This window comes from Salipiger sp., from assembly GCF_048261495.1.
Lineage (GTDB): Bacteria > Pseudomonadota > Alphaproteobacteria > Rhodobacterales > Rhodobacteraceae > Salipiger.
Window position 1 is genome coordinate 1 of the sequence record NZ_JBLXFX010000008.1, and the last position, 26,510, is coordinate 26,510.

A 26,510-nucleotide genomic window follows, 5' to 3' on the forward strand; every position below is an offset into this window, starting at 1 on the left:
GTTCCCGCGGAATCGTCCCCGCCCGCTCCCAATCCCGCGCAAACGGCGCAATCCGCGCAGACCCGAACTCACGGCACATCCCGAATATCGAAACCTGCTCCTCGCTCAAATCAAAATCCATCTGACCCTCCCCGTCTCTCGTCGGAATTGAACATTTGTTCATAACATTGCCGAGAACGGGATGCGATGCAAGGGCGGGGTGCGGGGCGAGGCGGGTTTGACGGGGGAAAACGCCTGCGGGCGGCGGGAGATGCGTGCTGGCGGAGGTATGTACCGTGGGACGGCGCGGGAGGGGGCGCTGCCCCCGCCGCCTTCGGCGGCCCCCCGGGATATTTGCAAACCGGTGAAGGCGGGGTCAGCTCCGGGCGGCGACGCTGTCGCGCAGGATGGTTTCGACCTTGTCCAGCAGGACGGCGTTGTCGAATTTCGCGATCGCGGTGCGGCGGGCGGCCTCGGTCATCGGGCCGCGATCGCTCATGTCGAGAAGCCGCGCGATGCGGTCGGCGAAGGCGGCTTCGTCCCATTCCGGGACGAGAAGGCCGTTGACGCCATCCTCGACCGCTTCGGGAATCCCGGCGTGCCAGGTCGAGACCGGAATGCATCCGGCCGACAGCGCCTCCTGGATGGCGGTCGGCAGGCCCTCGGTATTGCCGTCCCTGGCGGTGACGGAATGCTGCAGGAAGATCTCGGTCTCGGCGAGGGCGGCGCGGACCGCGTCATGGGGGAGGGCGCCGGCGAAGGTGACCTGATCCGCGACGCCGAGGTCCCGGGCCAGGGCGCGGCAGGGGTCGAGCAGCGGGCCGTCGCCGATGAAGGTGAGATGCGCCTCGCGGCCGCGCGCGGCCGCCGCGAAGGCACGCAGGGTGACGCGGGGCGCCTTCTTTTCCACCATGCGGCCGACGGCGAGGAAGGAGCCGGGGCGCTTGGGGCCGGGGGTGAAACGGCGGATGTCGACGCCGGAGGGTACCACGTGGGCGTTCGGGTGGCTCACGCCGTGGCGCGCCAGGTTGTCGAGCAGGAATTGCGAAACCGAGAACACGCCGTCGAGCCTCGGCATCATGCGCTTGTAGGAGCGCACGCGCTGCGCCGAGCGCAGGGCGCGGGAGGCATCCGTGCCGCGGAAATAGCTGAAGACCGGCAGGCCCATGCGGTTGGCCAGTTGCGCCACGACCAGCGCCTGGGTGCCGAATTCGGCGAGGATGACCTCGACCCTTTCGGCGCGCAGCCAGGCTTCGAGGGCGCGGGCATTGTCGCCGAAGGGCAGCCGCCCGGTGCCCTCGACCAGCGCGTTCCAGCCCATGGCGAGGGGCGCGCGCAGCCTGTCGGCGACGGAGAGCGGCGCGCGGCGTTCGAACAGCGGCTTGCCCAGCGGATCCTTGCCGTTGAAGCGGCCGCAGAGAATGCAGGTGTCGCCGCCGAACATGTGTTCGATATGACGGTTGATGAAGGTTTCGCCCTGAACGAAGTAGTCGCTGGTGACGATGCAGGTCTTCATGGGCTCTCTTTCGCGGCTGCGCCTCTGCGCGGCCCTTGTGCCCGCGAGGGCGGCGCGGTGCAAGGGCGGGGCGGCTCAGAGACCGTCGTGGAATTCCTCGACCAGGTGGGAGACGACCGAGCGCATCTGCGCATCGCCGTCCCGGCCCGCATCCTCGGCCGCCCGGCGCACCGCGCGCTGGCGGCTGGCCGAGGTGCCGGTTTCCACCACCATCCGGGTGCGTTCGACCTCGGGCAGGCAGCCGAGCGCCTGCGCATCCTCCCAGAGCAGGCCGATCAGTTCCTCGACCAGCTGGGGGAAGGGCTGGATCGCGGCGGCGCCGAAATCGATCAGCCCCTCGGTGATGCCGTAGCGCTGCGCGCGCCAGCGGTTTTCGCTGATGAGGAAGTTCTCGTAGATGCGCCAGCGCTGGTTCAGGCGGCGCAGGCGCCAGAGCATCCGCAGCAGGCACTGGTTCAGCGCCGCGAGCATCAGCGCGTCCTCGAGGCGGGGCTGCACGTCCATGATCCGGGTTTCGAGGGTCGGGAAGCGCGCCGAGGGGCGCAGGTCCCACCAGATCTTGGAGGCGTCCTCGATCACGCCGAGATCGACGAGCGCCTGCACGGAGCGCTCGAAATCCTGCCAGTTGGTGAATTGCGGCGGCAGACCGGTGCGGGGGAGGTTGTCGAAGATCGAGATGCGGTAGCTGGCCAGCCCGGTGTCCTGGCCCTGCCAGAACGGCGAAGAGGTGGAGAGCGCCAGCAGATGCGGCAGGAAATAGCTCGCCTGCCGCATGAGGTCGGCGCGCAGTTGGTCGTCACCGAGGCCGACATGCACGTGCATCCCGCAGATCAGCAGCCGCTGCACCACCCCGGCGAGATCGCGGCGCAGGTCGTTGTAGCGGTCCTTGTCGGTGTGGTGCTGGCTTTTCCAGTCGGCGAAGGGATGGCAGGAGGCGGCGATGGGCGCGAGGTTGTGGCGCCGTGCATGGCGCGCGACGGTGGCGCGCAGGCGCTTCAGATCCTCGCGGGCGCTGGCGATGTCGGGGCAGGGGCGGGTGCCGATCTCGATCTGGCATTGCAGGAATTCCGGGCTGACCTGTTCGCCGAGGTCCGCCACGCAGGCCTCCATCAGGGCTTCGGGCGCTTCGGACAGGGCCAGGCTGTCGAGGTCGACAAGCAGGTATTCCTCTTCGATCCCGATGCTGAATTCCGGTTCCGCCATGGCACGCCCCCCGTTGCATGGCGCAAGCAAAGCAGAGCCCGGGCGGCCGGGCAAGGCCGGCGTCAGCCGTCGAGCGCGGTGAGGGCGGCGATGGAGGGTTCGCGCACCCCGAGATGGGCCAGCGCGCCGGCCTCGTCGCGGAACACGGCGACGTCGAAGGCCAGCATCCCGGCGGCGATCTGCTGATACATGCGCGCGACGCCGAAGGTGAGATCGTTCGGGGCATAGATGGCGCAGGGCGTTCCGGGCACGACGGGCATGTCGAGCGCCGACTTGTGGGTGACGATGCGCAGGATCTGGTGGAAATCCCCGGCGAAATCCTCGGTCGCGGAGAAATCCGCAAGATGGCCGTCATCGGGTTTGCATTCGGGCGCATTCGCGGCGCGCGACATCACCGACATGCACTCCTCGGGAGTCACCAGGCCGTGATACCGGAAATAAACCACCTTCCGGCTGGAGATGATGCGGACAGTCGCGGGCATTTTCGTCCCTTCGGCAGACGGATCGCCGTGGCGACCCGTTCAGTCAAGGTTAGGTCTGGAAACGGATCGGTCAATTACCGGTTGTAATTGAAACACGCACTCTACCGAACGAAAGTCTTCTGACACCGGCCGGCCGCGAGGGCCGAACCGCCCCGCAGACGTGCCATCAATCGGCGCGTTCCACAAGTTGCGAGATGCTGGTTTCCGACAATCCGAGCAGGGCGAGGGCCTCGCTTTCGGAGTCCTGCACGAGCGCGATCACCGAGGGCACATCGCGCCAGGAGCGCACCACGTGCCGCGCGATGTCGCGCGAGATCGGGGTGGGCGCGTAGTACAGCACGAGAGTCTGCGCGTGATGACCGTGAAAGACATCCGCCTTGTTGGCCTGAAGCTCCATCAGGCGGGCAAAGTCGCGCTCGAAGCCGGTCAGGCGCGACAGGTCGACGAACTGCTTCTGGCCCGGGCGGGCATCCGGGTCGCGGCTGTAGCGGGCGAAGGCCTCGAAGGTGTCGTCGAGGCGCGCATAGCCTTCGTAGCGGACGTAGACGAGGCCGCGGTCGGGAAGAATTCGATAACTTACAGGCATCTGATTTTCCGAGGAACAACCGACAGTTGCGCAGTCTAGTCGAAGGCCGGACCACCAGAAACCACATCACGGGCGCGCGATCAATGCTTGTGCGCCGGAACGCGCCCGGAATGCACCGGAACGCGGCGCGGGACGGGCCATACCTGCGGAAACGACACGGGCCGGACGCGGGGATGCGCGTCCGGCCCGGAAGAGGATGCCGCCCCGAAACAGGTGCCTCGGGGCGGCTGGGGCGGTGGATCAGTCCATCGCCTTGAAGTTGAACTCGCCGCCGTCCTTGATGCCGGAGAACCAGCGCGATGTGACGGTCTTGGTCCGGGTGTAGAAGCGGAAGGCATCCGGGCCGTACTGGTTGAGATCGCCGAAGCCCGACTTCTTCCAGCCGCCGAAGGTGTGGTAGCTGAGCGGCACCGGGATCGGGAAGTTGATCCCGACCATGCCCACGTTGACCCGGTGGGCAAAATCGCGCGCCGTGTCGCCGTCGGCGGTGAAGATGGCCGTGCCGTTGCCGTAGGGGTTGTCCATGACCAGCTTCAGCGCTTCTTCGTAGGAACCGGTGCGGACCTGGCTCAGCACCGGGCCGAAGATCTCTTCCTTGTAGATGTCCATGTCCGGCGTGACGTTGTCGAAGTAGGACGGACCGACGAAGAAGCCGTCCTCGTAGCCCTGCAGCGAGAAGTTGCGCCCGTCGACGAGCAGCTTCGCGCCCTGGTCCACGCCGCTCTGCACGAGGCTTTCGATGCGGGCCTTGGCCTGCGCGGTGATGACGGGGCCGTAATCCACGTCCTCGCCCGCGGTGTAGGGGCCGACCTTCAGCTTCTCGACGCGCGGCACCAGCTTTTCGACCAGCGCATCGGCGGCTTCCTGACCGACCGGCACCGCGACGGAGATCGCCATGCAGCGTTCGCCGGCAGCGCCGAAGCCCGCACCGACCAGTGCGTCGGCGGCCTTGTCCATGTCGGCATCCGGCATGATGATCATGTGGTTCTTGGCACCGCCGAAGCACTGGGCGCGCTTGCCGTTCGAGCAGGCCCGGCCGTAGATGTACTGCGCGATCGGGGTGGAGCCGACAAAGGCCACCGCCGCGATGTCCTCGTGGTCGAGGATCGCGTCGACGCATTCCTTGTCGCCGTTCACCACCTGCAGGACGCCTTCGGGCAGACCGGCTTCGAGCACCAGCTCGGCCAGCAGCAGCGCGGTGGTGGGGACGCGCTCGGAGGGCTTGAGGATCATCGCGTTGCCGCAGACCAGCGCACCGGCCATCTTCCAGAGCGGGATCATGGCGGGGAAGTTGAACGGCGTGATGCCCGCGACCACGCCGAGCGGCTGGCGCATGGAATAGAGGTCGATGCCGGGGCCGCCCGCATCGGTGAAATCACCCTTGAGCATGTGCGGCGCGCCCATGCAGACCTCGACCACCTCGAGCCCGCGCTGCACGTCGCCGCGCGCATCCGGCAGGGTCTTGCCGTGCTCGCGCGAGACCGCCTCGGCGAGCTTGTCCATGTTCTCGTTGATGAGCTGGCCGAACTTCATCATCACCCGCGCGCGGCGCTGGGGGTTGGTGGCGGACCAGGCGACCTGCGCGGCCTTGGCCTTTTGCACGGCATCGTCCAGCTCGGCCGGGGTGGCCAGCGGCACCTTGGCCTGGATTTCCCCGGTGGCGGGGTTCATCACGTCCGCGAACCGGCCCGAGGTGCCCTTCACGTGCTTTCCGTTGATGAAATGTGTCAGCTCTTCCATGGCTCATCCTCCTAGACAGCGTCCCGCGCACTCTAGTCTTGCAGAATTTCTGGAAACAGAGGTAATCCGGCAAAAAGGTTTTGCATAAATGGGGGTGTGAGGTGGTCGGAAACTGGGATGATTTGCGAATATTCCTTGCCGTCGCGCGCGGAGAGAGCCTGTCGGAGGCGGGGCGCCTGCTGCGCATCGACCCGGCGACCGTCGGACGGCGCATCGCGCGGCTGGAGGAGGGGCTGGGACAGCCGCTGTTCGCGAAATCGCCGCAAGGCTATGCGCTGACCGAGGGCGGGTCGCGTCTCATGCGGCACGCGGAGGAGGCCGAGCAGGCGCTGGGGCAGGCGGTGGAGGCGGTCCGGGGCAGCACCGAGGGGCTCTCGGGGCAGATCCGCATCGGTGCGCCGGACGGCTGTGCCAACTTCCTGCTGCCGCAGGTCTGCGCGGCGATTTCCGCCGACAACCCCGATCTCGACCTCCAGATCGTCGCGCTGCCCCGCGTCGTGAACCTGTCCCGGCGCGAGGCGGACATGGCGGTCGCGGTATCGGCGCCGACGGCGGGGCGGCTGGTGGTGCAGAAGCTGACCGACTACCGGCTGCACCTCGCCGCCTCGGAAAGCTACCTCGCGCAGCATCCGCCGATCCGCAGCCGGGCGGACCTGAAGCATCATCGCATCGTCGGCTACATCCCCGACATGATCTTCGACAAGGAACTGGACTATCTCGCGGATGCCGGGCTCGACCGGGTGCGGCTGGCGTCGAACTCGGTCGCGGTGCAGTTCCATTGGCTGCGGCAGGGGGCGGGGCTGGGCATCGTGCACGATTTCGCGCTGCCCGCCGCGCCGGGGCTGAAGACCGTGCTGACCGACGAGATCAGCCTGACCCGGAGCTTCTACCTCGTCCGTCATGCCGACGACCGCCGCCTCGACAGGCTGAACCGCTTTGCCGATGCATTGGCGGACGGCGTGCGCCGGGAATTGCTGCGACTCGAAGGTCTTGCTTGACAGATTGTCGCAGGGGTCCGACCCTGAGACCAAGACCCCCGCGCAGCGATGAGGAGACCGGAATGCAGGTGAAGCAGATTCTCAAGGACAAGCCCGAAGGCGGTGTGATCACGATCAGGCCCGGAACGACCGTGGCCGAACTGACGAAACTGCTGGCCGAAAAGCGGATCGGCGGCGTGGTGGTTTCGTCGGACGGCAGGACGGCCCTGGGAATCATCTCGGAACGGGACGTGGTGCGCCAGCTCGGGCAGGTCGGGGCCGAATCCCTGTCCCGCCCGGTCGAGGAGTACATGACCCAGAAGGTCGAGGTCTGCTCCAGCGACGACGACACCAACGAGGTGCTCGCCCGCATGACCCGCGGCAGGTTCCGCCACATGCCGGTGGTCGACGACGGCGAAATGACCGGAATCGTCACCATCGGCGACGTGGTCAAGGCACAGATCTCGGAACTCGCCATGGAGAAGGACGCGCTCCAGGGCATGATCATGGGCTTCTGAACCGGCCGTCAGCTTTCCGGTTGCATTCCCGTACGCAATATTGTTGCGTGCGGGAAAGATCAGAAGCACGGAAGCCGTCATGCGCATTGGACTTTATCCCGGCACGTTCGATCCCATCACCATCGGACATATCGACATCATCCGCCGCGCGGCGGTGCTGGTCGATCGACTTGTCATCGGTGTGGCGATCAATCGCGACAAGGGGCCGCTGTTCTCGCTCGAGGAGCGCGTGGCGATGATCGAGGGCGAAATCGCCCAGCTGTCCAAGGACACCGGGACCGAGATGATCGCCCATCCCTTCGAGAATCTGCTGATTCACTGTGCCCGCGACGTCGGCGCCAATGTCATCGTGCGCGGTCTGCGGGCAGTTGCGGATTTCGAATACGAATTCCAGATGGTCGGGATGAACCGGGCGCTCGACGCCGGGGTGGAAACCGTCTTCCTGATGGCCGAGGCCCGGCATCAGGCGGTGGCCTCCAAGCTGGTCAAGGAGATCGCGCGGCTCGACGGCGACGTGTCCAAGTTCGTCACGCCGCCGGTCCGCAGAGCGCTGATGACGCGCTACGGCAAGGACTGACGCTCAGGCGCCGTAGACGGCGCGGCGGGCGATACGGTCCTCGATGCCTGCGAAATCGCAGTCGAGACGGGTGCGCAGCGACAGCGAGCGCAGCTCGTTCAGCGTGCGGCGGTAGGCGCGGTGGCGGCGGAAGCTGTTGATGATAGACATGATTTTCGGTCCTTGCGAAAGGGGCGCCGGGATCAGGCGCCGGTCCGGCCATAGACGGCCGCGGCTGCGATGCGTCGGGCATCGCCTTGGTGAATGTCGAGATCGAGCGCCACGTCCAGCGGCAGCGCCAGCAGTTCCCGCACCGTGCGGCGGTAGCGGGCGTGCCGGGCGAGGCGGGTGCGAAGGGTTGTCAGCAGCGTCATGTTCATATCCTTTTCCGCTCCCCTCCCTTGGTTCCGTTAGCGCTGAAACTAGTCATGCTGCGCCGCAGCACAACTGACGAAAACCGAAGGCCGCACTGCATTCTCTGCATGGCGGAGCGGTCCGGGGGCGGGCGGTAAGGAAATATCAACCATGCGGGCGTATGGTTAATCCCATCCACATGAAGGAGATGACCGGATGGATATTCGCTATACCGCCGTCTCGCCGATCCGGCCGGGACCGACGTCGTCAGATACGGGGGTGCCCGTCGTGCGGGCGGCGGCAGGGGCCTCGCCCGCCGCCGACAGCGCACGGGTGCTCGCGGGGTTTCCGCCCCCGGTGCCCGTCACCACGTCCTATCTGCCGTCCTCGTGGCAGGCGGGGCGCGCCTCCGGCAAGGAGCGGGTGGCGGATGTGCTCGCCCAGCAGGGCTATTCCGCCGCGCGCCGCATGATCGAGGACTGAAAAGGGCGGAGCCTTGCGGCCCCGCCCCGGATCGTCGAACGGTGACCGCCGCGCTCAGATGAGCTTGCCCATCGCCACGGCGGTGTCGGACATGCGGTTCGAGAAGCCCCATTCGTTGTCGTACCAGGTCAGGATGCGGACCATGGTGCCGTCCATGACCTTGGTCTGATCGGTGTGGAACACCGAGGAATGCGGATCGTGGTTGAAGTCGGAGGACACCAGCTTCTTGTCGGTATAACCGAGGATGCCCTTCAGCGGGCCGTCGGCGGCGGCTCGGATCGCGGCGTTGATCTCGTCCACGGTGGTGGACTTCCTGGCGATGAAGGTCAGGTCGACGACCGAGACGTTCGGCGTCGGCACCCGGATCGCCACGCCGTCGAGCTTGCCGTTGAGTTCCGGCAGCACCAGGCCCACGGCCTTGGCCGCGCCGGTCGAGGTCGGGATCATCGACAGCGCCGCGGCGCGCGCGCGATACAGGTCGCTGTGCATGGTGTCGAGCGTCGGCTGGTCGCCGGTATAGCTGTGGATCGTGGTCATGAAGCCCTTTTCGATCCCCACCGTCTCGTTCAGCACCTTGGCGACGGGCGACAGGCAGTTCGTCGTGCAGGAGGCGTTGGACACGATCAGGTCCTCGGAGGTGAGCACGCCGTCGTTCACGCCGAACACGATGGTCTTGTCCGCATTGGTGCCGGGGGCCGAAATCAGCACCCGCGAGGAGCCGTTCTCGAGATGCGCCTGGCACTTTTCCTTGGAGGTGAAGATGCCGGTGCATTCCATCACCACATCCACGTCGGACCAGGGCAGGTCGGCCGGGTTGCGCATCGCGCTGACCTTCATCTTGCCGCGACCGACGTCGATCCAGTCCTCGCCGGTGGTCACTTCGGCCGGAAAGCGCCCGTGAACGGAATCGAACTGAAGCAGATGCGCGTTGGTTTCCACCGGCCCCAGATCGTTGATCGCGATCACTTCGATGTCGGTCCTGCCGGACTCCACGATGGCGCGAAGCACGTTGCGTCCGATGCGTCCGAATCCGTTGATGGCAACTTTGACGGTCATGGAAAATCTCCTCGCGTTCCGAGAGTCTGAGTTGGTCAGACGCAATCAGGTTGGCCACGACAAGTCAACCGAACCCGCGCGAATTAGCGCCAGAAGGCTAGCCAGTCGAGCAGGGCAAAGAACTTGCGGGCCAGGAACAGAAGATGGTCCGCGCCGAAGACCAGCAGGTCGACGGCGACGGCGATCGCGATCAGGGCTCCGAGCCAGATGGCAAGACGGTTGGTCATGCGCGTCCTGATGCCAGAGCGCGGCGGCGCTGTCACCTTCCTTGTGCGGCGACCGCCGGGGGCTCTGCCGGCGTCGCCGGCACGGCGGGGGCGGCGGCCATGAGATCCTCGATGAACAGGCTGAGGAAGGCGCCGCGCCCCGTCACGCCCGCCTTGCGGTAGATGCCGTTCAGGTGGGATTTCACCGTGCCCTCGGCCGAACCGCGGATCCGTGCGATCTCGGGAATCGACATCCCCTTGAGCATGAGCATGGCCACGTCCTGTTCGGACGGGGTCAGGCCCCACTGGCGGAACTGCGCCTCGGCGATGTCGTGAAAGGCCCCGGCCGCCAGCGAGAGCTGCCGCTCCAGGTGGGCCTTGCGGCGCAGCAGGCTCATCAGCACCCGGGTCTCGACCACCATCGCGGCGATGAGGCACAGCGCGACCGAGGTTTCGACCACGAATTCCGCGTCGAGCGGCGGCCAGCCGAGCTCGACCGCATCGCCCGCCACGTCCCACACGAAGAACGCCGCGCAGAAGACCTGCACGGCGATCAGGGCGACCAGCGGTGTCGACCGCTCGGTCAGCTTGTCTTGATCGGCATTCATGCCTCGATATTTGCACCATCCGGAACGGATTTGACACCCGTCACCATCGCCCGCGGCAGATTGACTCCGGTGCGGCGGCTTTCGAAGATCACCGCACCCACATGCAGCACGACCGAGATCGCAGCCCAGGCCACCAGGGCCTCGTGCACCTCCTCGACCGGGTCGCCGCCCCACCGGTTGCCGGTGGTCGACATCCAGCCGGTCAATGCCAGCGCCGACATCGTGGCGAGCAGGTTGAAGATCATCAGCGCGCCGAGCGGGGTGTGCAGCAGGTGGACCCGCCGCCGCCCGGTCGCCATGTCGGTCATCTGCCTGCGCAGGCCGTTCCGCGTCGGCAGGAAGCTGGCAAACCGCGCCGAGTGCGGCCCGACGAACCCCCAGAGGATCCGCAGCAGCACGATCCCCGCGATGGCGAACCCGATGCTTCGGTGCAGCCCCGTCTCGGGATCGGTGATCAGCGCATTGGCAAGGAACCCGGCGGCGAGGCTCCAGTGAAAGACCCGCACGAGGGGGTCCCAGATGAAATGTCGTGTCATGGACCGACCTCCTCGAACAAGGGGGCGCGGACCCGGGCGGACAGGTGGCCGCTGACGGGTCGGGGCCGCGCCGGATGCGGGCCTAGCAGGCGGTCGCGGTTGTCATGAGGGCGGGCGCAGCGGCGGGGTGGTGCCCCGCGGTAGGCCCCGTGCGGGTCCGGTCCCGATGCGCGGTGTGGAGGGGCGTCGCGGCCGCGCCCGCTCCCGGCGCAGGGGCAGCGGCAGGGGCGGGCAGGGCGGTACAAGGGGGGCGGTTCATCTCGGGTCTCCGGTGGGCTGGATCATGCGGGGCGATGCCCGGCGCTCTGCCACCGACCTGAGCGATGAATGTAACGGGAACCATGGGCCGGAAGGTGCATTTGCACCGTCTCGACCTTTGGTTCAGGCGGTCTTTCGTGCCGCGAGGAGCCAGAAAAGCACCAGGACGGCCGAGGCGAGGGCATTCCAGCTTGCCATCGACAGGCCCAGCATCTCCCAGGCGACATCGTCGCAGCGCACCATCGGCGCGGTCATGATCCGGTTCAGCAGATCGTCCGTGGACATCCCGCCGACCGGGCTCGAGGTGCAGGTGTCCGGACCCGGCCACCAGCCGCGCTCGACCCCGGTGTGGTAGATCCCGATGCCGCCCGACGTGGCCGCCGCCAGCGCGCCGAACAGCGGCAGGGCGGCGCCCCGGATCGCCACCGCCGCGACTCCGATGACGATCGCCGCCGCGTGCGGCCAGCGCTGCAGCAGGCACAGGTGGCAGGGCGCGAGCCCGCCGATGTACTGGAACCCGAAGGCCCCCAGCAGAAGCGCGGCGGATCCCATGGCGGCAAGAAGGACGAGGTGATTGCGCGTGAGCATCACAGGAACCTCACTAGGTAGAAACCGCCGACCAGCAGGACGACGAAGGCGATGAACACCAGCCCGAGGCGGCGCTCGATGAAATCCCGGATCGGTTCCCCGAAGCCCCAGAGCAGGCCGGCCACGATGAAGAAACGCAGCGCCCGGGCGATGATGGCCGTGGTCAGGAAGACGGCAAAGGGCATTCCCGTCCAGCCCGACATGATGGTGATGACCTTGAAGGGAAACGGCGTGATTCCCGCGATCAGCACGGCCCAGAACCCGACGCCGTTGAACCGGGTGTTGAAGGCCTCCATCGCATCCGCCTTGCCGAGCGCGGCCAGGATCGGCTGTCCGATGCTGTCGAAGAAGAACATCCCGATGGCATAGCCGAGGACCCCGCCCAGCACCGAGGCGACCGTCGCCACCAGCGCGATCAGCCAGGCCCGTTTCGGGCGCGCCAGAACCATCGGGATCATCAGCACGTCGGGCGGAACCGGAAAGATCGAAGCTTCGATGAAGGCGACCACGGCCAGCGCCCGGAGCGCGCGGGGATGGTCGGCCAGGGACATGGTCCAGTCGTAGAGGCGGCGCAGCATCGGCGGTCTCGCTTGCAGGGGTTTCGGTCAGGAACCACGCTCCGCGCCGGGGCGCAACCCGGGGCCGGGCAAATTTCCCGTGACCCCCGGTGCGGGCAGGGACGCCGCGAATTGCCACTGGACCGCGCGGGGCGGTTTGGCTAAATGAGCCGCAGGGCCCAAGTGGCGGAATGGTAGACGCAGGGGATTCAAAATCCCCCGCCGCAAGGCGTGCCGGTTCGAGTCCGGCCTTGGGTACCAGCTTGCCATCCATTGTTTGGATGAGCGATAAAGCCTTGAATGGTATAGTGGTTTTTCCGGTTTGAACACCGGAAAACCTACCTACCACCAAAGGTTCCGAAAACACCATTCGCAACACCGCCCGCTTCGTTTGTAGCTGGCCACTTTCCCAAATTTTATAAGGGTTTGAGAGGAAGACCATCGCGTGTTCGAACATTTCTTCGAAAGAGTGGCTAGGAGCCGCTACGCAGGCCGCCGCTTCCTCAGCAACTGCCCTTTCTTGGTGCAATTCGGCCAAGCGCTTTTCATAGGCTGCTTGGACCTTCTCATCGCTGGTTTGAACCAAGCGCTCGATCAAGCTGTCGATGCTCTTTTCATGACGCTTTACCTTCGCCAGCCAACTCTTCCTTTCCGACAAAACGGAGTGACGCCGTTCCTCCCATGCAGCAGTGAACATCTTCTCCGCGAGTTGGAAAGTATGCTGAGTGGGGACCAACTTCTTGAGCAAGTCGCCGAAGAGTCGTTCTAGGTCGTCACGCGGTATCGACTTGCCTTTCTCAGAGCAGCCTCGGTGTTGGCAGAGATAGTAGGGGTATTTCTTGCCGCTACGGCTTCGCGCCCAGCAAGCAGTCAGCGGATACCCACATGCCTCACAGATCAAAAAACCTCGCAGTGGGAAGTCGGCGCTTATGTCTTTTCTGGCAGGGGCTGTCGCACGCCCTTTCAGGCGATCCTGAATGATCAAGAACGTGGCATAACTGATGAGGGGTTCGTGCTGAGCTTGGGTTAACGGGACACCCCATTTCGAGTACTCCAAGTGGCCCGCGTACAAGGGGTTGGTGAGCATTCGTTTGATCAGGTCGAAATGCAGCTTTCCACGTTTGTTTTTGTTCGGGAAGTCTGGTTTGCTCTCAAGGAACCGCTTAACTTCAACCGGGGATTGAAATCGCCCGTCAGCGAATCCTTGCAATGCGTCCTGTAAATGTGTCGCCAAAGGTTCAAGGCGAACGAGAAGCTTTCCACCTCCGGGCGCTTTAACATAGTCATAGCCGAGGGGAGAAGAGAAGGTCCAGAATCCAAGCTTGAGTCTGGAAATAGTGCGCCTGCGAGAACGTTCCGCATTGTGGGCGCTGTCATGCTCTGCGAAAGCAGCCATGATCAGTTCCATGAACTTGCCGGATGCATCTTCGCCGAATTTGATGGTTGGGCTTTCGATCTTTGCGCCAAGGGAGACAATCTTGTCCCTCAATGCTGTATGAGTAGAAACTTGACGCGCAAATCGTGAAATGTCATCGACAATGACCACGCACCGTTCCGTACTTTGTTTGAAGTCAAGCAAGGAGCGGAGTAGTGTTTGCATTCCCGGTCTCTCTGCCTTCCTTCCGGAAATTACATCAGCCACAACTTCAATCACTTCATAGCCTTGTCTTTCTGCGTAATCACGACACGTGCGTTCCTGACTTCCGAGACCGGAGCCTTCATTTACTTGTTTTTGCGAAAATACACGCGTGTATATTTTACATTTTGATTGTTTGGATTCCGAAGGCATCAATCCTTTTCCTCTTCGAGTTTGGTGCGTTTGCGAAGGAAGAGCTGTGCTGTTTGAGAAAGTTCACTGTTTTCGTTTGCAGCCTTTTGAGCCATGTCGGTGGCAGAACAGCCGAACGCGATGTCGATGAACCCTCCGATGATCGCACTGATGGTTTCCCCGAGTTCCAGATCTGACCGCTGATCGGCTTCCGATCCGGTGTTCTTTGGTTTCGAGAGAAGCGCGCGGCAGTTTTTATTTGCGGCGGGCGGGACATTGTTCGAACCGTCTTGAAGCATGTTCAAACCCTTTCAATGCAAGTGTCGGGAAGGTCAAATTCCTTGATGCTGAAAAGCATGAACTAAACTTGCTATCGAAGTAATGAGCTACTCCCCATCTCTTGGACAGGATCTGGCGTAAATTAAGCTACTCGTTGCACCTGCTGATCGGGTTGGTTGATATCATTTCTCTGCCAGTAGACCAGCGCCGGGGGCTGGCCGCCCAAGGCTGAATGCGGGCGCTGGTGGTTGTAGAAGGTCATCCATTTCCGGATCGCCGCTTTCGTCTCCGATCCGGTCTCCCAGGCATGCAGGTAAACGCACTCGTATTTCAGGGTGCGCCACAGCCTCTCGATGAAGATATTGTCGAGGAAACGGCCCTTCCCATCCATCGATATGCGCACGCTGGACCGGCGGAGCCGATCCGTCCAGGCAAAGGACGTGAACTGGGATCCCTGATCCGTATTCATTATCTCTGGCGGGCCGAACTTGTGGATGGCCTCGTTCAGCGCCTCGACACAGAAGTCGGCCTCCAGCGTGTTCGAGATCCGCCAGGACAGGACCTTGCGGGTATGCCAGTCCATGATCGCCACGAGGTATAGGAACCCGCGCCGCATGGGCAGGTAGGTGATATCCGAGCACCAGACCTGGTTCGGGCGTTCCACCCGTAGACCTCTGAGCAGGTAGGGATAGGTCTTGTGGCCCTTCGTCGGCCTGCTCGTGTTGGGCTTCTGGTAAATCGGCACTAGCCCCATCAGGCGCATCAGCCGCCGGATGCGCTTCTCGTTCACTAGGTGGCCGTCGTTGCGCAGGTGCCAGGTCATTTGCCGGACACCGAAGAACGGCGTCTCCAAGAACTGCTCGTCGATCCGCCGCATCAGGCCGAGGTTCTGTTCGGTCTCGCCCTTGGGCGTGTAGTAGAAAGACGAACGCGCGATCGACAGCAACTTGCACTGCTGGCCGATCGACAGATCCAGGTGGTCAGGCTCGATCATGCCGCGCCTCACTTCCCGCCCCAGGGCTTCAGCTTTCGTTCCAAAAAAGAGTTGGCCACCGCCAGCTCCCCGATCTTGGCGTGGAGCTCCTTCACCTGCTCCTCGTCAATCTCCGGCTTCTTGCGGCCCCCGCGTTCGAACACACCGGAGGCGCCTTCGAGCAGGGCTCGCTTCCATTGATGGATCATCGTCGGATGCACCCCGAACCGGCTTGCCAGTTCGGCAGCCGTCTCCTCGCCTTTCAGGGCTTCCAGCGCGACCTTCGCCTTGAACTCAGGCGCGTGCTGCTTCCGTTTCGACATCTCTGATCTCCTTCTCGTCGAAGATCAGCAGACTGCAAATCGTAGCTTATGTCAGTGTCCGAATTTCGGGGGGTAGCTCAGTAAAGCTTTGATTTTACTGCATTTAATTGCCCTCGCTGCTACGATTTAAAGCACATCGGGTTGGTGGTTTTGGGAAGGAAATCATAGGCCTATGTGCAGGCCGGAGACGCGCTTGCCTTTTTAAGCACATTTTGTCTCGTGGCCGTGCCACATTTGCTTGACAAGACTTCCAGCCGTTCGTACCGAATCACTTTTAGCAAAGGATAAGCCGTAGTCCGCAATCTGATTGCAGACGCGGCGCCGCGAACCTAGTCTGCGGCTACCACTATAGGGCGATTAGCCTCATCACGAAGAACTGGGTTACCACATGAACTATGCGTATTGGCGCAAATGCGATTTTCAGATTCATACGCCGCGCGATCCGAACTGGCAGGGACCGAGGCCTACTGGCGAGAACGATGATCTCAATGGTACGCCAGCCTCGATGGCTGACGTGGATCAGCAACGCCAAGACTGGGCGAACGAGTTTGTGAGCCAATGCATTGCTCGTGGACTAGAGGCAATCGCAGTAACAGATCACCATGAGATGGTAATGGTCCCATATGTCAGAAAGGCCATAGAGCGCAAAAAAAAAGAAGACGCATCAGTTGATATGTGGCTTCTGCCGGGTATGGAGCTTACCTGTCGAGGCGGAGTTCAATGTATAATCCTGTTTGATTCTGACCTCGAAGACGAATGGTTGTCGGAAGCGCAGTCCAAAATCGGTATCGTGAAGGCTGCTCAAAATAGCCGGAGCAAGCAGGGACCAGCGGTAACGCAACTGGATTTACTATATCCAGATATATCTGAAAAGCTTGACCAGATTCCGGAGCTAAAAGCTCGGTACATTGTGCTGCCGAATGTTTCGGAAGGAGGGCAGCACACCGTTGTTAAAAATGCTATGCACGCCGACTTTTCCAGAATGCCCTATGTTGGTGGGTACTTGGACAACGGTCAAAGTATTAGTACTTTGGGCGGAAAGCACAGGCGTCGCATATCTGGTGAAGAGGACATTTGGGGAAGCAGGTTCATTTATCCTTTACCAACGTCCGATTCCCGTTCCGCAGATTATAAAAAGCTGGGCAGAAATAACTGCTGGATAAAGATGGCTAGCGCTACTGCTGAGGCGGTGAGGCAAGCCTACCTCGGGCATAGGTCGAGAATATCTCTGGTTCCACCGGTTTTGACGTCAGTTTCGATTACAGAAGTCCGAGTTTCCGGGTCGGCGATTTTCGAGAAAATTGATCTAAGTACTAGTTCGGAGCTAAACTCCATTATTGGAGGCCGGGGCAGTGGGAAAAGCACTCTCCTGGAATACATTGCATTTGGGCTTGGGAGGAGTTGCCATGATCTCAAGAAAGTCGATTATTCCGGACAAGACCGCCTAGAAAGTCTAATACAAGATACGCTGGTGAAACCGTCTGCCTCCATCGAGTTGGACTTGCTACAAGATGGAGCCAAGTTCGCAATTCATCGCAGTCCGCAGAGTTCCTACAGCCCGGTTGTTACCTATCCTGATGGCAGTAGAGAAGAAGTGTCTCTTAAAGACTTGAGGTCGTTATTTCCCGGGGTTGTTTACAGCCAAGGAGAACTTTCAGAGATTGGAAAAAAGACGGAGCAGAAAGCTCAATTGTCTGACTTGCTCCAGTTTGTCGATCCGCAGTTCAAAATAGATGACGACAACATGGCTCGTCAGGTTGAGGTTGGAAAGCGAGAGGTACGGGCTGCGCTTCAAGAACTATCGGCATCTTGGGAAGCAGAAGCCGAGCTGCATAAGCTAGTGATGCAAAAAGGTTCTCTGACTCAGCGTATTCAGGCCCTTGAGAAAAACCTTCCTGAGCTTCCAGAAGAAGATCGACAGAAGGTTTCGCGTTTTGATGATCTAGTCGCTCAGGATGGATTGCGGGTCACATGTGAAAAGCATGCTCAATCAGTTTTGGAAGCGCTAGGTGATCTAAAGAGAAAAGCAGAAGCGTCTCCCAAGTTTATTCAGTCCACTGATGAAGCCCAAGGGTTCAAGGATGCATACGCTGACTTCTCCAAGATGCTTGTTGATGGCGTGGACGCTCTAGTTGGGACGCTAGCCAAGAGTTCAGAAAAAATTACGCTCACCGGAAAGGAACTGTCGCAAAGCTTAGAAGCAGCGCGGACAGATCGTAATCTGGTTATGGAAAAGCTAACCGAACATAAGGCTGCAACAGATCAGATCGTCCGACTGAAAGAGGAGTTGCGCTCGCTAGATGCGAAAATTGAGGAACTGAAAGCCGACATGCCTTCTACGGAGGCAAGCATCCAGAAACTTGGGGAGCGCCTCAACGACCTCAAGGCGCGCGTTACGGAGAGAGCGGATAAAACTAAAAATTGGGCGGATATGATCGAAAAGCTCTCTGACAACCGAGTTGAGGCTGAAGTAGAACTCGAAGGTGATCTAGTTAGCCTAATCGAGGCTACGGACAACCTAATGGCAAGAACCGGATCGCAAACTGCGACTCGCCATCAAAAACTATCTGAAGCAATCGCGGCGAAAGGCGTTTGGGACGTGCTAGAGGCAATTTTGAACGATTGTTTCGAGGCACTTCGTTGGCGGCAAATGTCCGCGTCTACGACCGGAGGGGCACCAGAGTGCGTTGCTCTGTCAGATATGCTTGGGGTCACCGATAAAGCTCTTGCTAGCTTTCTAACCTTGCTTGATCTACAGCGAGTAGAGGTGATGGCTACAGCGGTTCCAGCTCCGGCCATATCCCTGTTCTACTGTGATCAGGATCGTCGAATTTCTTTCGATAAGGCCTCGGAGGGGCAGCGTGCGGCTGCGCTACTTTTCATGCTATTGGAGCAGCCGGGTGGTCCATTGATGATTGATCAGCCCGAGGGTGATCTAGACAACAAGATCGTTTCGGAACTTGCAGACAAACTTCATTCTGCCAAGCAAAGGCGACAAATCTTCTTCGCGAGCCATAACGCTAACATCGTTGTAAACGGTTCATCGGAGCTTGTTGTGGGCATGGATGTCGCCCCGGAAGCAATGCGAACTGTGGGTTGCTGCGGTGCAATCGATAGTACCGATATTTGTTTTAAGATTACGGAAACGATGGAGGGCGGCAAGAAGGCCTTTGGTGACCGTAAAGACAAATACGGCTACTGATCGATCCATGCTTTTCTGGTCGATGCACCATTTTGCGCCGACCAGAAGAAACTGACTCAGCCCCGTCCGGGTGAAGTTTGATCCCGTTCAGGCCGACTCTTCGCCATCCTTGCGCACTGCGAAAGGTCGGGCGGGAAGGGTCGCAAGTATGGCCTGCCATCGCTGGAGTTCATCGAAAAGAGGGTTTGAACTTTGTCGCTTTAGGCGTACCAGACGAGATGCGCATCGGCCCCGGCGCATCTCGGTCGGTGAATTCATTTCCGCATGATCCGCAGTAACGCTCCGGCTCGGTCGGAGGCTGCACGCTTTGCGGGCGGCAATGCGGAAAGCTGCGCAATTCCGCCGGGGTCCCGCCACATGCGTTCCACCTGATTCGCGTCAGTCCCCGGGTCCTTTCGACGCGCGACGGACAATGACCGCAGGGAGCGCCGATTGGTTCCGGCGTCATGACAGCCACCGCCGCCGGTCGCGCCGTGCCGGGCGGGAAAAGACGGCAAAGTCCGGTCGCGGTTAACAGTTTCCTAACCAAAGACATTTTATCGAATTGTCAGGACTTCTGTCCGGATGCCCCGGAGGATGGCAATGCATTTCAGATCTGGGGCCGCCGCGCCCCTCTTATTCCGGAAACAATCCCTGACGCGGGGGAATGAAGGACTTGGCTCGAATTTGTCTCGACTTTTCCGCCGGCCGGTCCGCCGGTCGGCCGGCCTCCCGGATTTCGCTTTGAGCGCGGTCGCGTGGTCCATAAAATCCGGCTCATGCCCGAATGGGGGGCGAGGATACCAGGCCTCCGGGCGGCCACCGAATCGCCGGGCATTCGCGGGAATGCGTGGAGACCTGCCCCGGGGAAGTCACCGCTTCACCGGACACGCGCGTCCGCCGGAGACGATCCGGCGGTCTGCGGCACGGTTCCGACCTCCCGCGCAGACCTGCACCACGAGTGAATGCGCGACGCGGGCACAGACCATGCGCCGCCGCCGGTTTGATGCGAGAGGGTTGACGGATGGCTGATCTGGTTCTGGATTGGGGCGCGCTGGGGCCCTATGGCTACAACCTGACCGATACCGCGCCCGGCGCCGTGACGGCGAGCGTCGACACCGGCGGGGTCGCCGTGGACATCACCTTCACCGCGCAGGCCGCCGATGCGCAGGCCTTTACCGTGAGCTTTGACGGCCATGTGCCGGCCGGCTCGGGGATCGACCCGAATTCCCACCTGAAGCTGTTCGGCTCCGGTGGAACCGGCGGCGGAACGGCCTCGGCCACCTCGACCGCCGTGCTCGATTTCCGCGCGACCTCCGACCTCTTCGGGGACGACGTGCGCGACCTGCGCTTCGTGCTCAACGACATCGACGCGGGCCCGGGGAGCGATCTCGGCGATCTCGGCTACGCGGACGAGGGCGGCTCGGGCTTCCGGGACGACGTGACGATCCTCGCCTATGACGCCGCGGGCAATCCGGTCGACGTCACCCTGACCGCGCTCGGCGCGGGCCCCGGCATTGCCGGCGCCTCCGCGACAGGCACCGGTCTCACCGCCTTTGCCGGGGTGGACGGCACGGTCCTGGTCTCGATCGACGGGCCGGTGTCGCGCATCGAGGTGGTCTATGCCAACGGCGGAGACTCCGCCCAGGCGGTGCTGATCTCGGACCTGTCCTTTTCGACCACCGACCCGGAGGGCGAGGAAGAGGGCGGCAATTCCGATCCCGTCGCCAACGACGATCTCTATGCCACGGTGACCGGCGTCGCCGTCACCTTCGATCCCACCGCCAACGACATCGACCCGGACGGCGACCCGCTGCGCATCGCCACGATCACCGATCCGGTGAACGGCACCATCACCCCCAACGACGACGGCACCCTGACCTATACCCCGGTGACCGGCTTCACCGGCGAGGACAGCTTTTCCTACACCGTGGTCGACGGTAACGGCGGCAGCGACACGGCGCGGATCGTCATCACCGTGGGCGATGACACGCTGGTTCCCGCCGGAGAGCGGATCGACACCGACATCTTTCCCGTCGGGCCGGATCTGCAGGCGCTCGATCCCTTCGACGGGCTGGACCAGGACCCCGATCCGTTCGACGACCTAGACAGCGTGACGGGGACCGAGGGCGCCGACACCATCGATACCGGAGACGATGCGGACACCATCCTCGGCGGCGGTGGGGATGACGTGATCCGCCCCGGCATCGACAACGATCTCGTCGATGCGGGCGACGGCGCCGATTACGTCACCGACCTGCAGGGCTCGGATACGGTCATCGGCGGCGCGGGCAACGACACGATCATCGCGGGCGTCGACACCTTTTCGGATTACGAGTCCGACGATCCGGCCTTTCCCATCCTCGGTTTCATGTCCGATCCCAACACCGATGACGGGCGGGATTCCGTCGAGGGCGGCGACGGCGACGATTCCCTCCTGACCGGGGACGACGCCGACACCATCTCGGGCGGGGCGGGCAACGATTTCGTCGACGGCGGCATCGACGACGACCTGATCTCAGGCGATGCGGGGGCCGACACGCTGCTCGGGCGGCACGGGTCGGACACCATCGCGGGCGGTCTCGGCGACGACCTGGTCGTCGGTTCCGGACCCGCAGGGCTGGCGATACCCGATGCCGGCGACCCGCAGGCGCTGAACGACCGCGATCTGCTCTCGGGGGACGGCGGCAACGACACGCTGTTCGGGGGCGACGATGACGACACCTTGCTCGGCGGTACGGGGAACGACCGACTCGACGGCGGCATCGACGAGGACAGCCTGTCGGGCGGCGACGGCGACGACACGCTCATCGGCGGGCAGGGCGCGGATACCATCGACGGCGGCGACGGGCGCGACACCATCCTCGGGGCCACCGCGGGCGACCGGGTCGACGGCGGCAGCGGCCCGGCGGGGACCGCGGCCGACGGCCGCCCCAACGATTGGGATACGCTGGATCTGACCGGCTCGGCCCCGACCGGCGGCAGGCTCCGGGTGATCTTCACCTCGGAGGATCGCGAGGACGGCTACGTGGAATTCTACGAGGCCGGGGGGGACGCGCCCGTCTCGACCATGACCTTCGAGGATATCGAGAACGTCGTTCCCTGCTTCACCCCCGGCACCCTGATAGCCACCCCGCAGGGCGAGCGCATGGTCGAGGATCTCGGGATCGGCGACCGCGTCATCACCCGTGACAACGGCATCCAGGAAATCCGCTGGGTCGGCCGCAAGGATCTTACCGGCCACCAGCTTGCGCGCCAGCCGCACCTGCGGCCGATCCTGATCCAGCAGGGCGCGCTGGGGAACAACCTGCCGGAACACGACCTCATGGTGTCTCCGAACCACCGCATCCTCGTCGCCAACGACAAGACCTCGCTCTATTTCGAGGAACGCGAGGTGCTGGCGGCGGCAAAGCACCTCACCGGGCTCGATGGCGTGGACGAGGTCGGCACGCTGGGGGTCAGCTACATCCACTTCATGTTCGACCAGCACGAGGTGGTGTTGTCCAACGGCGCCTGGACCGAGAGTTTCCAGCCGGGGGACTACACGCTGAAGGGCATCGGCAATGCGCAGCGGCAGGAGATCCTGGAGCTGTTTCCGGACCTCGAACACCAGGACGGGCTGAGGGCCTACGGCGCCGCGCGCCGGTCGCTGAAGCGGCACGAGGCGGAACTTTTGACGCGGTGATCCGGGTGAGGCGTCCCCGGCGCGCACGATGAAAACGGGGCGGAAGGGACCGCCCCGTTTTCATTTCAGATCAAGGCCTTCCGGCGCGAAGCTGATCCTAGGCGGTCAGCCGCGCCTCCCAGGCTCTCCAGGCTTCGGGCGTGTCGAGATCGGTCAGCGCGTGGCGGTCCGGCAAGGGCACCTGGCGGACGCGGTGGACATTGGCGGCCAGAACCGCCTTGGCCCCCATGTCGCCCGTCAGGTTGAGCAATGCCGAAAAGCAATCGCGCGGGAACAGCACCGGATGACCGGGTGTCCCGTCCTCGGCCGTCGCCTGCTGCAGGGTCGGGCGGGGGACGTTGCGAAAGGCACGGATCACCGCGGCAATGTCGCACGAGGATATTTCCGGCATGTCCGCGGGCAGGATCACCACGGCCTCCATCCCCGGCGGCAGCATGCCGACGCCGCGGCGCAGGGCCGAGGACATGCCGAGATCGGCATCGGGTACTTCGACCACCTGGACCGGCAGACCGGCAAGCGCGGCAACCCTGGGGTGTTCATGCCCGGGCACGGCGACGGACACGTGATCTGCGACCGCGAGGGCCACCTCGGCCTGACGGCGCAGAAGGGCCCGCCCCTCAACCTCCATCAGAAGCTTGTCGGTTCCCCGCATACGGCGGCTCGCGCCGGCTGCGGGAATCAATACAGCGATTTCTCCCATGGCGCGCTTATACAGGATCAATGTCGCGCGTGGTCACTTTTTTCTTCAAAAAGTTGCGCGGGAATCTGCCTTGCCGAACGGATATTGCCGGGCAAACCCGTCCCGGCACCGCGACCGGGGCACAGCGGCTACCCGGGGATCGGCGCGACGACAAGGGCGGGGCCGGAGTGAGGGGGCCCCGACGCGGCCGTCGACCCGCCGACGAAGATCGGCTCCTGCCGTTCTCCCCGCGACGGGCCTCACACCCTCTCCAGCGGCGCGGTGCGGTTGAAGGTCCGCGACATTTCTGCATGATTTCAACATCTTTCGAAGCGAAGGAAAAGCACTCCGGTTCGATTTCAAAGGCCGCGATCTCCGGCGGATACCCCCGCCGCCACCGCCCCGAAGAGTCGCCGCGCGCGACGGGACGCCATCACCCGCATCGCGACGGGGCGCGAAATTCCGGGCAATTCCCCTACCGTGACCGACACGCCGTGCCGCCGCATCGCGCCAGTTTTCGCCTCCGGACCCCCGGCGCGGCCGCTCTGCCGGGTCGATCGGCCCGCCGTGCCGTTGGTCACTTTCCGCACATCCCTGAATTGAATCCGGCCGATATCCGCCGAGACGCCCGTCCGGCGCCCCGCGAGCCGCCGGGCCTCGCGACGGCCCCGTCATGAAAATCTGAACACGCGGTTAATGTTCGAACAAAACCGCAAAAACCTGCTATCATTCGCTTGATTGATTGTCCCGGGGTGCCGAATACATTGAATTTGTCTTGCAAGCTCATGTAGATGGGCCGAAGGATCGTGACGAGCGGCAGGAACCGTTCGTGCGTGACCGTGGCCGAACCTGGCCGCGTCCCTCGGCTTCGGCAGCCCGGAATGAATGCGGGTCGTTGACGCGGCGCCGGGGCCGTTTATGAAGTGCCTTTCTAGACTTGTGGAGCAGGACCCCAGATGGTGAAAGCCAGCGTGCCGGAAAACGAGAGCGAAAGGCTCGCCGAGCTTCACAGCTTCGGCGTGCTCGACTCCGGGCCCGACCCGGCGCTGGAGGAGATGGTCGAACTCATCGCCACCCTTCTGGACGTGCCCGTCGTTCTGATCAGCCTGGTCGACGAGAACCGCCAGTGGTTCAAGGCGCATCACGGCTTCGAAGCCTCGGAAACGCCGCTCGACCAGTCGATCTGCTCTCATGCGATCCTCAACAACGGCATTCTCGAAATCGAGGACACGCTCAAGGACGAGCGCAGCGCGTCGAACCCGCTGTGCTGCGGCCTGCTGTCGGACATGCGCTTTTATGCCGGTGCGCCGCTGGTCACGCGCTCGGGGCATCCGATCGGGACGCTCTGCGTGCTCGACACCCGACCGCGCAAGCTGCCGCCAGAGCACCTCAAGCTGCTCGAGGTCATGGCCGGGCAGGTGGTGCGGCAACTGGACCTGGAACGCGCGTTGAAGCTGAAGGAGGCGCTGCGCTCCGAGATCGACCACCGGGTGAAGAATTCGCTGCAGACCGTCGCCTCGACCATCCGGCTCTACCGGGCGCAGGCGGAGTCGCAGGAGACCAGGGAATATCTCGATGCGATCGCGCGCCGGGTCAACGCGATCTCGCAACTGCATGCCGAGCTCAACATGACCTCGAAGATGCACCACCTGCGGCTGGACGCCTATCTCGGGCGGGTCGCGGCGCTGTTGCAGCAGCAGGCGCCGGCGGGGCTGAAGGTGCGCACCGCCTCGCCGAAGCTGGAGGTCGAATCACGGGTTGCCGCCGCGGTCGGCGTGATCGTGAACGAATTTGCCGCCAACGCGATGAAATACGCCTTCCCCGGAAAGGGCGAGGGGGCCGAGCTGGTGTTTTCCGTGCAGCGCACCGGGGCCAACCGCATGACGCTGATCTGCCGGGACAACGGCTCCGGCACGGTGCAGGACATCCGCGCCGAGGACGTGCTCGCCTCGACCTCGCTCGGGGCGCGTCTGATGAAGGCCTCGGCCGCGCAGGTCGGCGGCACCCTGAGCCAGGGGCGCGGTCCCGACGGTTTCGTGCTCGAGGCGGATCTGCCGATGGGGCCGGACGTCAGTCAGGACGATGAACGACGGGCCGCACCCGCAGCCGAGTGATGCGGTTGTGGTCGCGCTCCATGACTTCGAAGCGGAAGCCGTGGAAACTGAACTTCTGGCCGGTGGTCGGGATCATCTGCGCTTCGTGGATCACCAGGCCGGCGATGGTGTTCGCCTCGTCGTCGGGCAGGCTCCAGTCGGTCGCGCGGTTGAGGTCGCGGATCGTCATCGACCCGTCGAGCCAGTACCAGCCGTCATCGCCCGCCGTCACCTGATCCTCGGCATCGGGGTCGTGCTCGTCGGTGATCTCGCCCACGATCTCCTCGAGGATGTCCTCCAGCGTGATGAGCCCTTCGAGCGAGCCGTATTCGTCCACCACCAGCGCGAAGTGGGTGTGCAGGCGCAGGAAGTTGCGCATCTGGTCGGCGAGCGTGGTGGTGTCGGGCACGAAGTAGGGCTTCATCATCACCTTGGCGATGCGGAAGTCGTCCAGCGCGTCGAAGCCGCCGTCGCCCGCCTTGGCCATGAATTCGTACATGGCGCGCAGCAGGTCCTTGGCGTGCAGAACGCCGATGATGTTCTCCTGGTCGCCGCGATAGACCGGCAGGCGGGTATGGTTGCTTTCAAGGCATTGCTGCAGGATCGCGCGGGGGTCGTTGTCGATGTCGATCACCTCGATCCCGGAGCGGTGGAGCATGATTTCCTCGACCGTCCGTTCGGACAGGTCCAGCGCGCCGAGAATGCGGTCGCGGTCCTCCTTTTCCACCACGCCCTCGGAATGGCCCAGCTGCAGCGCGCCGGCGATCTCCTCGCGCACGGCAAGGATCTGGCTGTCCGGGTCGGTCTGGACGCCGAAGATCCGCAGCATGAGCCGCACGAAGGCGCGGATCGCCGCCACGATCGGGGCAAAGACCAGGATGATGACCGCCAGCGGCGCGGCGACGCGGCTGGCGGCAAGCTCGGGGTTGGTGATGGCGTAGGTCTTGGGCAGGACCTCGGCAAAGATCAGCACCAGCAGCGTCATGATCAGTGTCGCCACCGCGACTCCGCTGTCGCCCAACAACTGGGTGAACAGCGCCGTGGCCAGCGAGGTGGCGAGGATGTTGACGATGTTGTTGCCCAGAAGGACCGAGCCGATCAGCCGTTCGCTGTCCTCGGTGATGCTCAGCGCCTTCTCGGCCCCCTTGGAGCCGCGATCGACCGCGGCCCGCAGCTTGCCGCGGGATGCGGCGGTCAGCGCGGTTTCGGAGCCGGAAAAGAAGGCCGACATGAGGATGAGCACGAGGATGGCGCCCGAGGTGATCCAGAAGGCCGCGTCGAGGGGGGCGGTCGATATGTCGTCCATGATCCTGATCTGATGTTGGT

25 protein-coding genes, 1 tRNA gene and 1 pseudogene are annotated in these 26,510 nt (G+C 63.3%); 9 read left to right on the forward strand and 18 right to left on the reverse strand.

Annotation, left to right across the window (positions count from 1 at the left end; translation table 11 throughout):
* Positions 1 to 355: 355 nt before the first annotated feature.
* The 5 genes from ACN0RJ_RS16100 to ACN0RJ_RS16120 form a co-directional block, all read right to left on the reverse strand.
* The gene (locus tag ACN0RJ_RS16100; protein WP_417724907.1) at positions 356 to 1,495 is read right to left on the reverse strand and encodes a glycosyltransferase; all 1,140 of its coding nucleotides are present in this window, start codon (positions 1,493 to 1,495) and stop codon (positions 356 to 358) included.
* 75 nt (positions 1,496 to 1,570) lie between these two features.
* On the reverse strand, positions 1,571 to 2,698 hold the full coding sequence (locus ACN0RJ_RS16105) for a carboxylate-amine ligase (RefSeq protein WP_417724908.1): 1,128 nt from the start codon (positions 2,696 to 2,698) through the stop codon (positions 1,571 to 1,573).
* Between the two features lie 62 nt (positions 2,699 to 2,760).
* Positions 2,761 to 3,180 carry a hypothetical protein gene (locus ACN0RJ_RS16110; protein WP_417724909.1) on the reverse strand — a complete coding sequence of 140 codons (420 nt, stop codon included), beginning with the start codon at positions 3,178 to 3,180 and terminating at the stop codon, positions 2,761 to 2,763.
* A gap of 166 nt (positions 3,181 to 3,346) precedes the next feature.
* On the reverse strand, positions 3,347 to 3,766 hold the full coding sequence (locus ACN0RJ_RS16115) for a hypothetical protein (RefSeq protein ID WP_417721752.1): 420 nt from the start codon (positions 3,764 to 3,766) through the stop codon (positions 3,347 to 3,349).
* Between the two features lie 240 nt (positions 3,767 to 4,006).
* Positions 4,007 to 5,506, reverse strand: coding sequence for a CoA-acylating methylmalonate-semialdehyde dehydrogenase (locus ACN0RJ_RS16120; protein WP_417724910.1), 1,500 nt, complete (start codon positions 5,504 to 5,506; stop codon positions 4,007 to 4,009).
* A gap of 101 nt (positions 5,507 to 5,607) precedes the next feature.
* On the opposite strand from ACN0RJ_RS16120, the gene ACN0RJ_RS16125 reads away from it, so the two are divergent.
* From ACN0RJ_RS16125 to coaD, 3 genes are all read left to right on the forward strand, one after another.
* Positions 5,608 to 6,504, forward strand: coding sequence for a LysR family transcriptional regulator (locus ACN0RJ_RS16125; protein WP_417721750.1), 897 nt, complete (start codon positions 5,608 to 5,610; stop codon positions 6,502 to 6,504).
* A gap of 62 nt (positions 6,505 to 6,566) precedes the next feature.
* Positions 6,567 to 7,001 carry a CBS domain-containing protein gene (locus ACN0RJ_RS16130; protein WP_417721749.1) on the forward strand — a complete coding sequence of 145 codons (435 nt, stop codon included), beginning with the start codon at positions 6,567 to 6,569 and terminating at the stop codon, positions 6,999 to 7,001.
* A gap of 79 nt (positions 7,002 to 7,080) precedes the next feature.
* On the forward strand, positions 7,081 to 7,578 hold the full coding sequence (coaD, locus tag ACN0RJ_RS16135) for a pantetheine-phosphate adenylyltransferase (protein WP_417721748.1): 498 nt from the start codon (positions 7,081 to 7,083) through the stop codon (positions 7,576 to 7,578).
* A gap of 3 nt (positions 7,579 to 7,581) precedes the next feature.
* Here coaD and ACN0RJ_RS16140 read toward each other — a convergent pair whose 3' ends face one another.
* Positions 7,582 to 7,728 carry a glyceraldehyde-3-phosphate dehydrogenase gene (locus ACN0RJ_RS16140; protein ID WP_417721747.1) on the reverse strand — a complete coding sequence of 49 codons (147 nt, stop codon included), beginning with the start codon at positions 7,726 to 7,728 and terminating at the stop codon, positions 7,582 to 7,584.
* A gap of 32 nt (positions 7,729 to 7,760) precedes the next feature.
* A complete protein-coding gene (locus tag ACN0RJ_RS16145; protein WP_417721746.1) occupies positions 7,761 to 7,931 on the reverse strand; it encodes a hypothetical protein in 171 nt (56 codons plus the stop codon).
* Between the two features lie 196 nt (positions 7,932 to 8,127).
* Here ACN0RJ_RS16145 and ACN0RJ_RS16150 point away from each other — a divergent pair, with 196 nt between their 5' ends.
* Positions 8,128 to 8,394 carry a hypothetical protein gene (locus ACN0RJ_RS16150; RefSeq protein WP_417721745.1) on the forward strand — a complete coding sequence of 89 codons (267 nt, stop codon included), beginning with the start codon at positions 8,128 to 8,130 and terminating at the stop codon, positions 8,392 to 8,394.
* 54 nt (positions 8,395 to 8,448) lie between these two features.
* Here the strand turns inward: ACN0RJ_RS16150 and gap are convergent, their stop codons facing one another.
* The 6 genes from gap to ACN0RJ_RS16180 all read right to left on the reverse strand — a co-directional run bounded on the left by gap (position 8,449) and on the right by ACN0RJ_RS16180 (position 12,224).
* A complete protein-coding gene (gene gap / locus ACN0RJ_RS16155; protein ID WP_417721744.1) occupies positions 8,449 to 9,450 on the reverse strand; it encodes a type I glyceraldehyde-3-phosphate dehydrogenase in 1,002 nt (333 codons plus the stop codon).
* An 83-nt stretch (positions 9,451 to 9,533) separates the two neighbouring features.
* Complete coding sequence (locus tag ACN0RJ_RS16160) at positions 9,534 to 9,677, reverse strand: hypothetical protein (protein ID WP_417721743.1); 144 nt, start codon at positions 9,675 to 9,677, stop codon at positions 9,534 to 9,536.
* A gap of 32 nt (positions 9,678 to 9,709) precedes the next feature.
* Entirely contained in the window at positions 9,710 to 10,264 is a 555-nt protein-coding gene (locus ACN0RJ_RS16165; RefSeq protein ID WP_417721742.1) for a helix-turn-helix transcriptional regulator, read from the reverse strand.
* Complete coding sequence (locus ACN0RJ_RS16170; protein WP_417724911.1) at positions 10,261 to 10,800, reverse strand: cytochrome b/b6 domain-containing protein; 540 nt, start codon at positions 10,798 to 10,800, stop codon at positions 10,261 to 10,263. Before ACN0RJ_RS16170 ends, ACN0RJ_RS16165 begins: the two co-directional genes overlap by 4 nt.
* Before the next feature lie 381 nt (positions 10,801 to 11,181).
* Positions 11,182 to 11,646 (reverse strand): disulfide bond formation protein B, encoded by a 465-nt coding sequence (locus ACN0RJ_RS16175; protein WP_417724912.1) that lies wholly within the window; start codon positions 11,644 to 11,646, stop codon positions 11,182 to 11,184.
* Positions 11,646 to 12,224, reverse strand: coding sequence for a YqaA family protein (locus ACN0RJ_RS16180; protein ID WP_417721739.1), 579 nt, complete (start codon positions 12,222 to 12,224; stop codon positions 11,646 to 11,648). Before ACN0RJ_RS16180 ends, ACN0RJ_RS16175 begins: the two co-directional genes overlap by 1 nt.
* A gap of 156 nt (positions 12,225 to 12,380) precedes the next feature.
* Between ACN0RJ_RS16180 and ACN0RJ_RS16185 the strand changes: the two genes are divergently transcribed.
* Positions 12,381 to 12,464: transfer RNA gene (locus ACN0RJ_RS16185), tRNA-Leu, on the forward strand.
* Between the two features lie 184 nt (positions 12,465 to 12,648).
* Positions 12,649 to 12,972, forward strand: coding sequence for a hypothetical protein (locus tag ACN0RJ_RS16190; RefSeq protein ID WP_417724913.1), 324 nt, complete (start codon positions 12,649 to 12,651; stop codon positions 12,970 to 12,972).
* Between the two features lie 36 nt (positions 12,973 to 13,008).
* Here the strand turns inward: ACN0RJ_RS16190 and ACN0RJ_RS16195 are convergent.
* The 3 genes and pseudogenes from ACN0RJ_RS16195 to ACN0RJ_RS16205 all read right to left on the reverse strand — a co-directional run.
* Positions 13,009 to 13,992: pseudogene (locus ACN0RJ_RS16195) on the reverse strand (recombinase family protein); the annotation flags it as partial.
* Positions 13,992 to 14,270 carry a hypothetical protein gene (locus ACN0RJ_RS16200; RefSeq protein ID WP_417724914.1) on the reverse strand — a complete coding sequence of 93 codons (279 nt, stop codon included), beginning with the start codon at positions 14,268 to 14,270 and terminating at the stop codon, positions 13,992 to 13,994. The gene ACN0RJ_RS16200 and the pseudogene ACN0RJ_RS16195, both read right to left, overlap by 1 nt.
* A gap of 122 nt (positions 14,271 to 14,392) precedes the next feature.
* Positions 14,393 to 15,546 (reverse strand): IS3 family transposase gene (locus ACN0RJ_RS16205; protein WP_417723142.1). Its coding sequence is split into 2 segments (ribosomal slippage): positions 14,393 to 15,294 and positions 15,294 to 15,546, totalling 1,155 coding nucleotides; the frame shifts between segments, so codons are not numbered across the junction.
* A 388-nt stretch (positions 15,547 to 15,934) separates the two neighbouring features.
* On the opposite strand from ACN0RJ_RS16205, the gene ACN0RJ_RS16210 reads away from it, so the two are divergent.
* A complete protein-coding gene (locus ACN0RJ_RS16210; protein ID WP_417724915.1) occupies positions 15,935 to 18,748 on the forward strand; it encodes a TrlF family AAA-like ATPase in 2,814 nt (937 codons plus the stop codon).
* Between the two features lie 1,003 nt (positions 18,749 to 19,751).
* Positions 19,752 to 22,412, forward strand: a complete 2,661-nt coding sequence (locus ACN0RJ_RS16215; RefSeq protein ID WP_417724916.1) for a Hint domain-containing protein — start codon at positions 19,752 to 19,754, stop codon at positions 22,410 to 22,412.
* A gap of 97 nt (positions 22,413 to 22,509) precedes the next feature.
* Here ACN0RJ_RS16215 and ACN0RJ_RS16220 read toward each other — a convergent pair whose 3' ends face one another.
* Positions 22,510 to 23,112, reverse strand: coding sequence for a nucleotidyltransferase family protein (locus ACN0RJ_RS16220; protein WP_417721757.1), 603 nt, complete (start codon positions 23,110 to 23,112; stop codon positions 22,510 to 22,512).
* A gap of 935 nt (positions 23,113 to 24,047) precedes the next feature.
* Between ACN0RJ_RS16220 and ACN0RJ_RS16225 the strand changes: the two genes are divergently transcribed.
* Entirely contained in the window at positions 24,048 to 25,205 is a 1,158-nt protein-coding gene (locus ACN0RJ_RS16225) for a histidine kinase dimerization/phosphoacceptor domain -containing protein (RefSeq protein ID WP_417721737.1), read from the forward strand.
* On the opposite strand, the gene ACN0RJ_RS16230 is transcribed toward ACN0RJ_RS16225, so the two are convergent.
* Positions 25,162 to 26,490 carry an HlyC/CorC family transporter gene (locus tag ACN0RJ_RS16230; RefSeq protein ID WP_417721736.1) on the reverse strand — a complete coding sequence of 443 codons (1,329 nt, stop codon included), beginning with the start codon at positions 26,488 to 26,490 and terminating at the stop codon, positions 25,162 to 25,164. The two genes, ACN0RJ_RS16225 and ACN0RJ_RS16230, sit on opposite strands and share 44 nt — an antisense overlap.
* Positions 26,491 to 26,510: the final 20 nt, after the last annotated feature.

What these genes read in the sequence shown, in the direction of transcription:
- ACN0RJ_RS16100 (WP_417724907.1), bottom strand. Translation starts at nt 1,495, where the DNA reads ATGAAGACCTGCATCGTCACCAGCGACTACTTCGTTCAGGGCGAAACC.
- ACN0RJ_RS16105 (WP_417724908.1), bottom strand. Translation starts at nt 2,698, where the DNA reads ATGGCGGAACCGGAATTCAGCATCGGGATCGAAGAGGAATACCTGCTT.
- ACN0RJ_RS16110 (WP_417724909.1), bottom strand. Translation starts at nt 3,180, where the DNA reads ATGCCCGCGACTGTCCGCATCATCTCCAGCCGGAAGGTGGTTTATTTC.
- ACN0RJ_RS16115 (WP_417721752.1), bottom strand. Translation starts at nt 3,766, where the DNA reads ATGCCTGTAAGTTATCGAATTCTTCCCGACCGCGGCCTCGTCTACGTC.
- ACN0RJ_RS16120 (WP_417724910.1), bottom strand. Translation starts at nt 5,506, where the DNA reads ATGGAAGAGCTGACACATTTCATCAACGGAAAGCACGTGAAGGGCACC.
- ACN0RJ_RS16130 (WP_417721749.1), top strand. Translation starts at nt 6,567, where the DNA reads ATGCAGGTGAAGCAGATTCTCAAGGACAAGCCCGAAGGCGGTGTGATC.
- coaD (WP_417721748.1), top strand. Translation starts at nt 7,081, where the DNA reads ATGCGCATTGGACTTTATCCCGGCACGTTCGATCCCATCACCATCGGA.
- ACN0RJ_RS16140 (WP_417721747.1), bottom strand. Translation starts at nt 7,728, where the DNA reads ATGTCTATCATCAACAGCTTCCGCCGCCACCGCGCCTACCGCCGCACG.
- ACN0RJ_RS16145 (WP_417721746.1), bottom strand. Translation starts at nt 7,931, where the DNA reads ATGACGCTGCTGACAACCCTTCGCACCCGCCTCGCCCGGCACGCCCGC.
- ACN0RJ_RS16150 (WP_417721745.1), top strand. Translation starts at nt 8,128, where the DNA reads ATGGATATTCGCTATACCGCCGTCTCGCCGATCCGGCCGGGACCGACG.
- gap (WP_417721744.1), bottom strand. Translation starts at nt 9,450, where the DNA reads ATGACCGTCAAAGTTGCCATCAACGGATTCGGACGCATCGGACGCAAC.
- ACN0RJ_RS16160 (WP_417721743.1), bottom strand. Translation starts at nt 9,677, where the DNA reads ATGACCAACCGTCTTGCCATCTGGCTCGGAGCCCTGATCGCGATCGCC.
- ACN0RJ_RS16165 (WP_417721742.1), bottom strand. Translation starts at nt 10,264, where the DNA reads ATGAATGCCGATCAAGACAAGCTGACCGAGCGGTCGACACCGCTGGTC.
- ACN0RJ_RS16170 (WP_417724911.1), bottom strand. Translation starts at nt 10,800, where the DNA reads ATGACACGACATTTCATCTGGGACCCCCTCGTGCGGGTCTTTCACTGG.
- ACN0RJ_RS16175 (WP_417724912.1), bottom strand. Translation starts at nt 11,646, where the DNA reads ATGCTCACGCGCAATCACCTCGTCCTTCTTGCCGCCATGGGATCCGCC.
- ACN0RJ_RS16180 (WP_417721739.1), bottom strand. Translation starts at nt 12,224, where the DNA reads ATGCTGCGCCGCCTCTACGACTGGACCATGTCCCTGGCCGACCATCCC.
- ACN0RJ_RS16200 (WP_417724914.1), bottom strand. Translation starts at nt 14,270, where the DNA reads ATGCTTCAAGACGGTTCGAACAATGTCCCGCCCGCCGCAAATAAAAAC.
- ACN0RJ_RS16210 (WP_417724915.1), top strand. Translation starts at nt 15,935, where the DNA reads ATGAACTATGCGTATTGGCGCAAATGCGATTTTCAGATTCATACGCCG.
- ACN0RJ_RS16215 (WP_417724916.1), top strand. Translation starts at nt 19,752, where the DNA reads ATGGCTGATCTGGTTCTGGATTGGGGCGCGCTGGGGCCCTATGGCTAC.
- ACN0RJ_RS16220 (WP_417721757.1), bottom strand. Translation starts at nt 23,112, where the DNA reads ATGGGAGAAATCGCTGTATTGATTCCCGCAGCCGGCGCGAGCCGCCGT.
- ACN0RJ_RS16225 (WP_417721737.1), top strand. Translation starts at nt 24,048, where the DNA reads ATGGTGAAAGCCAGCGTGCCGGAAAACGAGAGCGAAAGGCTCGCCGAG.
- ACN0RJ_RS16230 (WP_417721736.1), bottom strand. Translation starts at nt 26,490, where the DNA reads ATGGACGACATATCGACCGCCCCCCTCGACGCGGCCTTCTGGATCACC.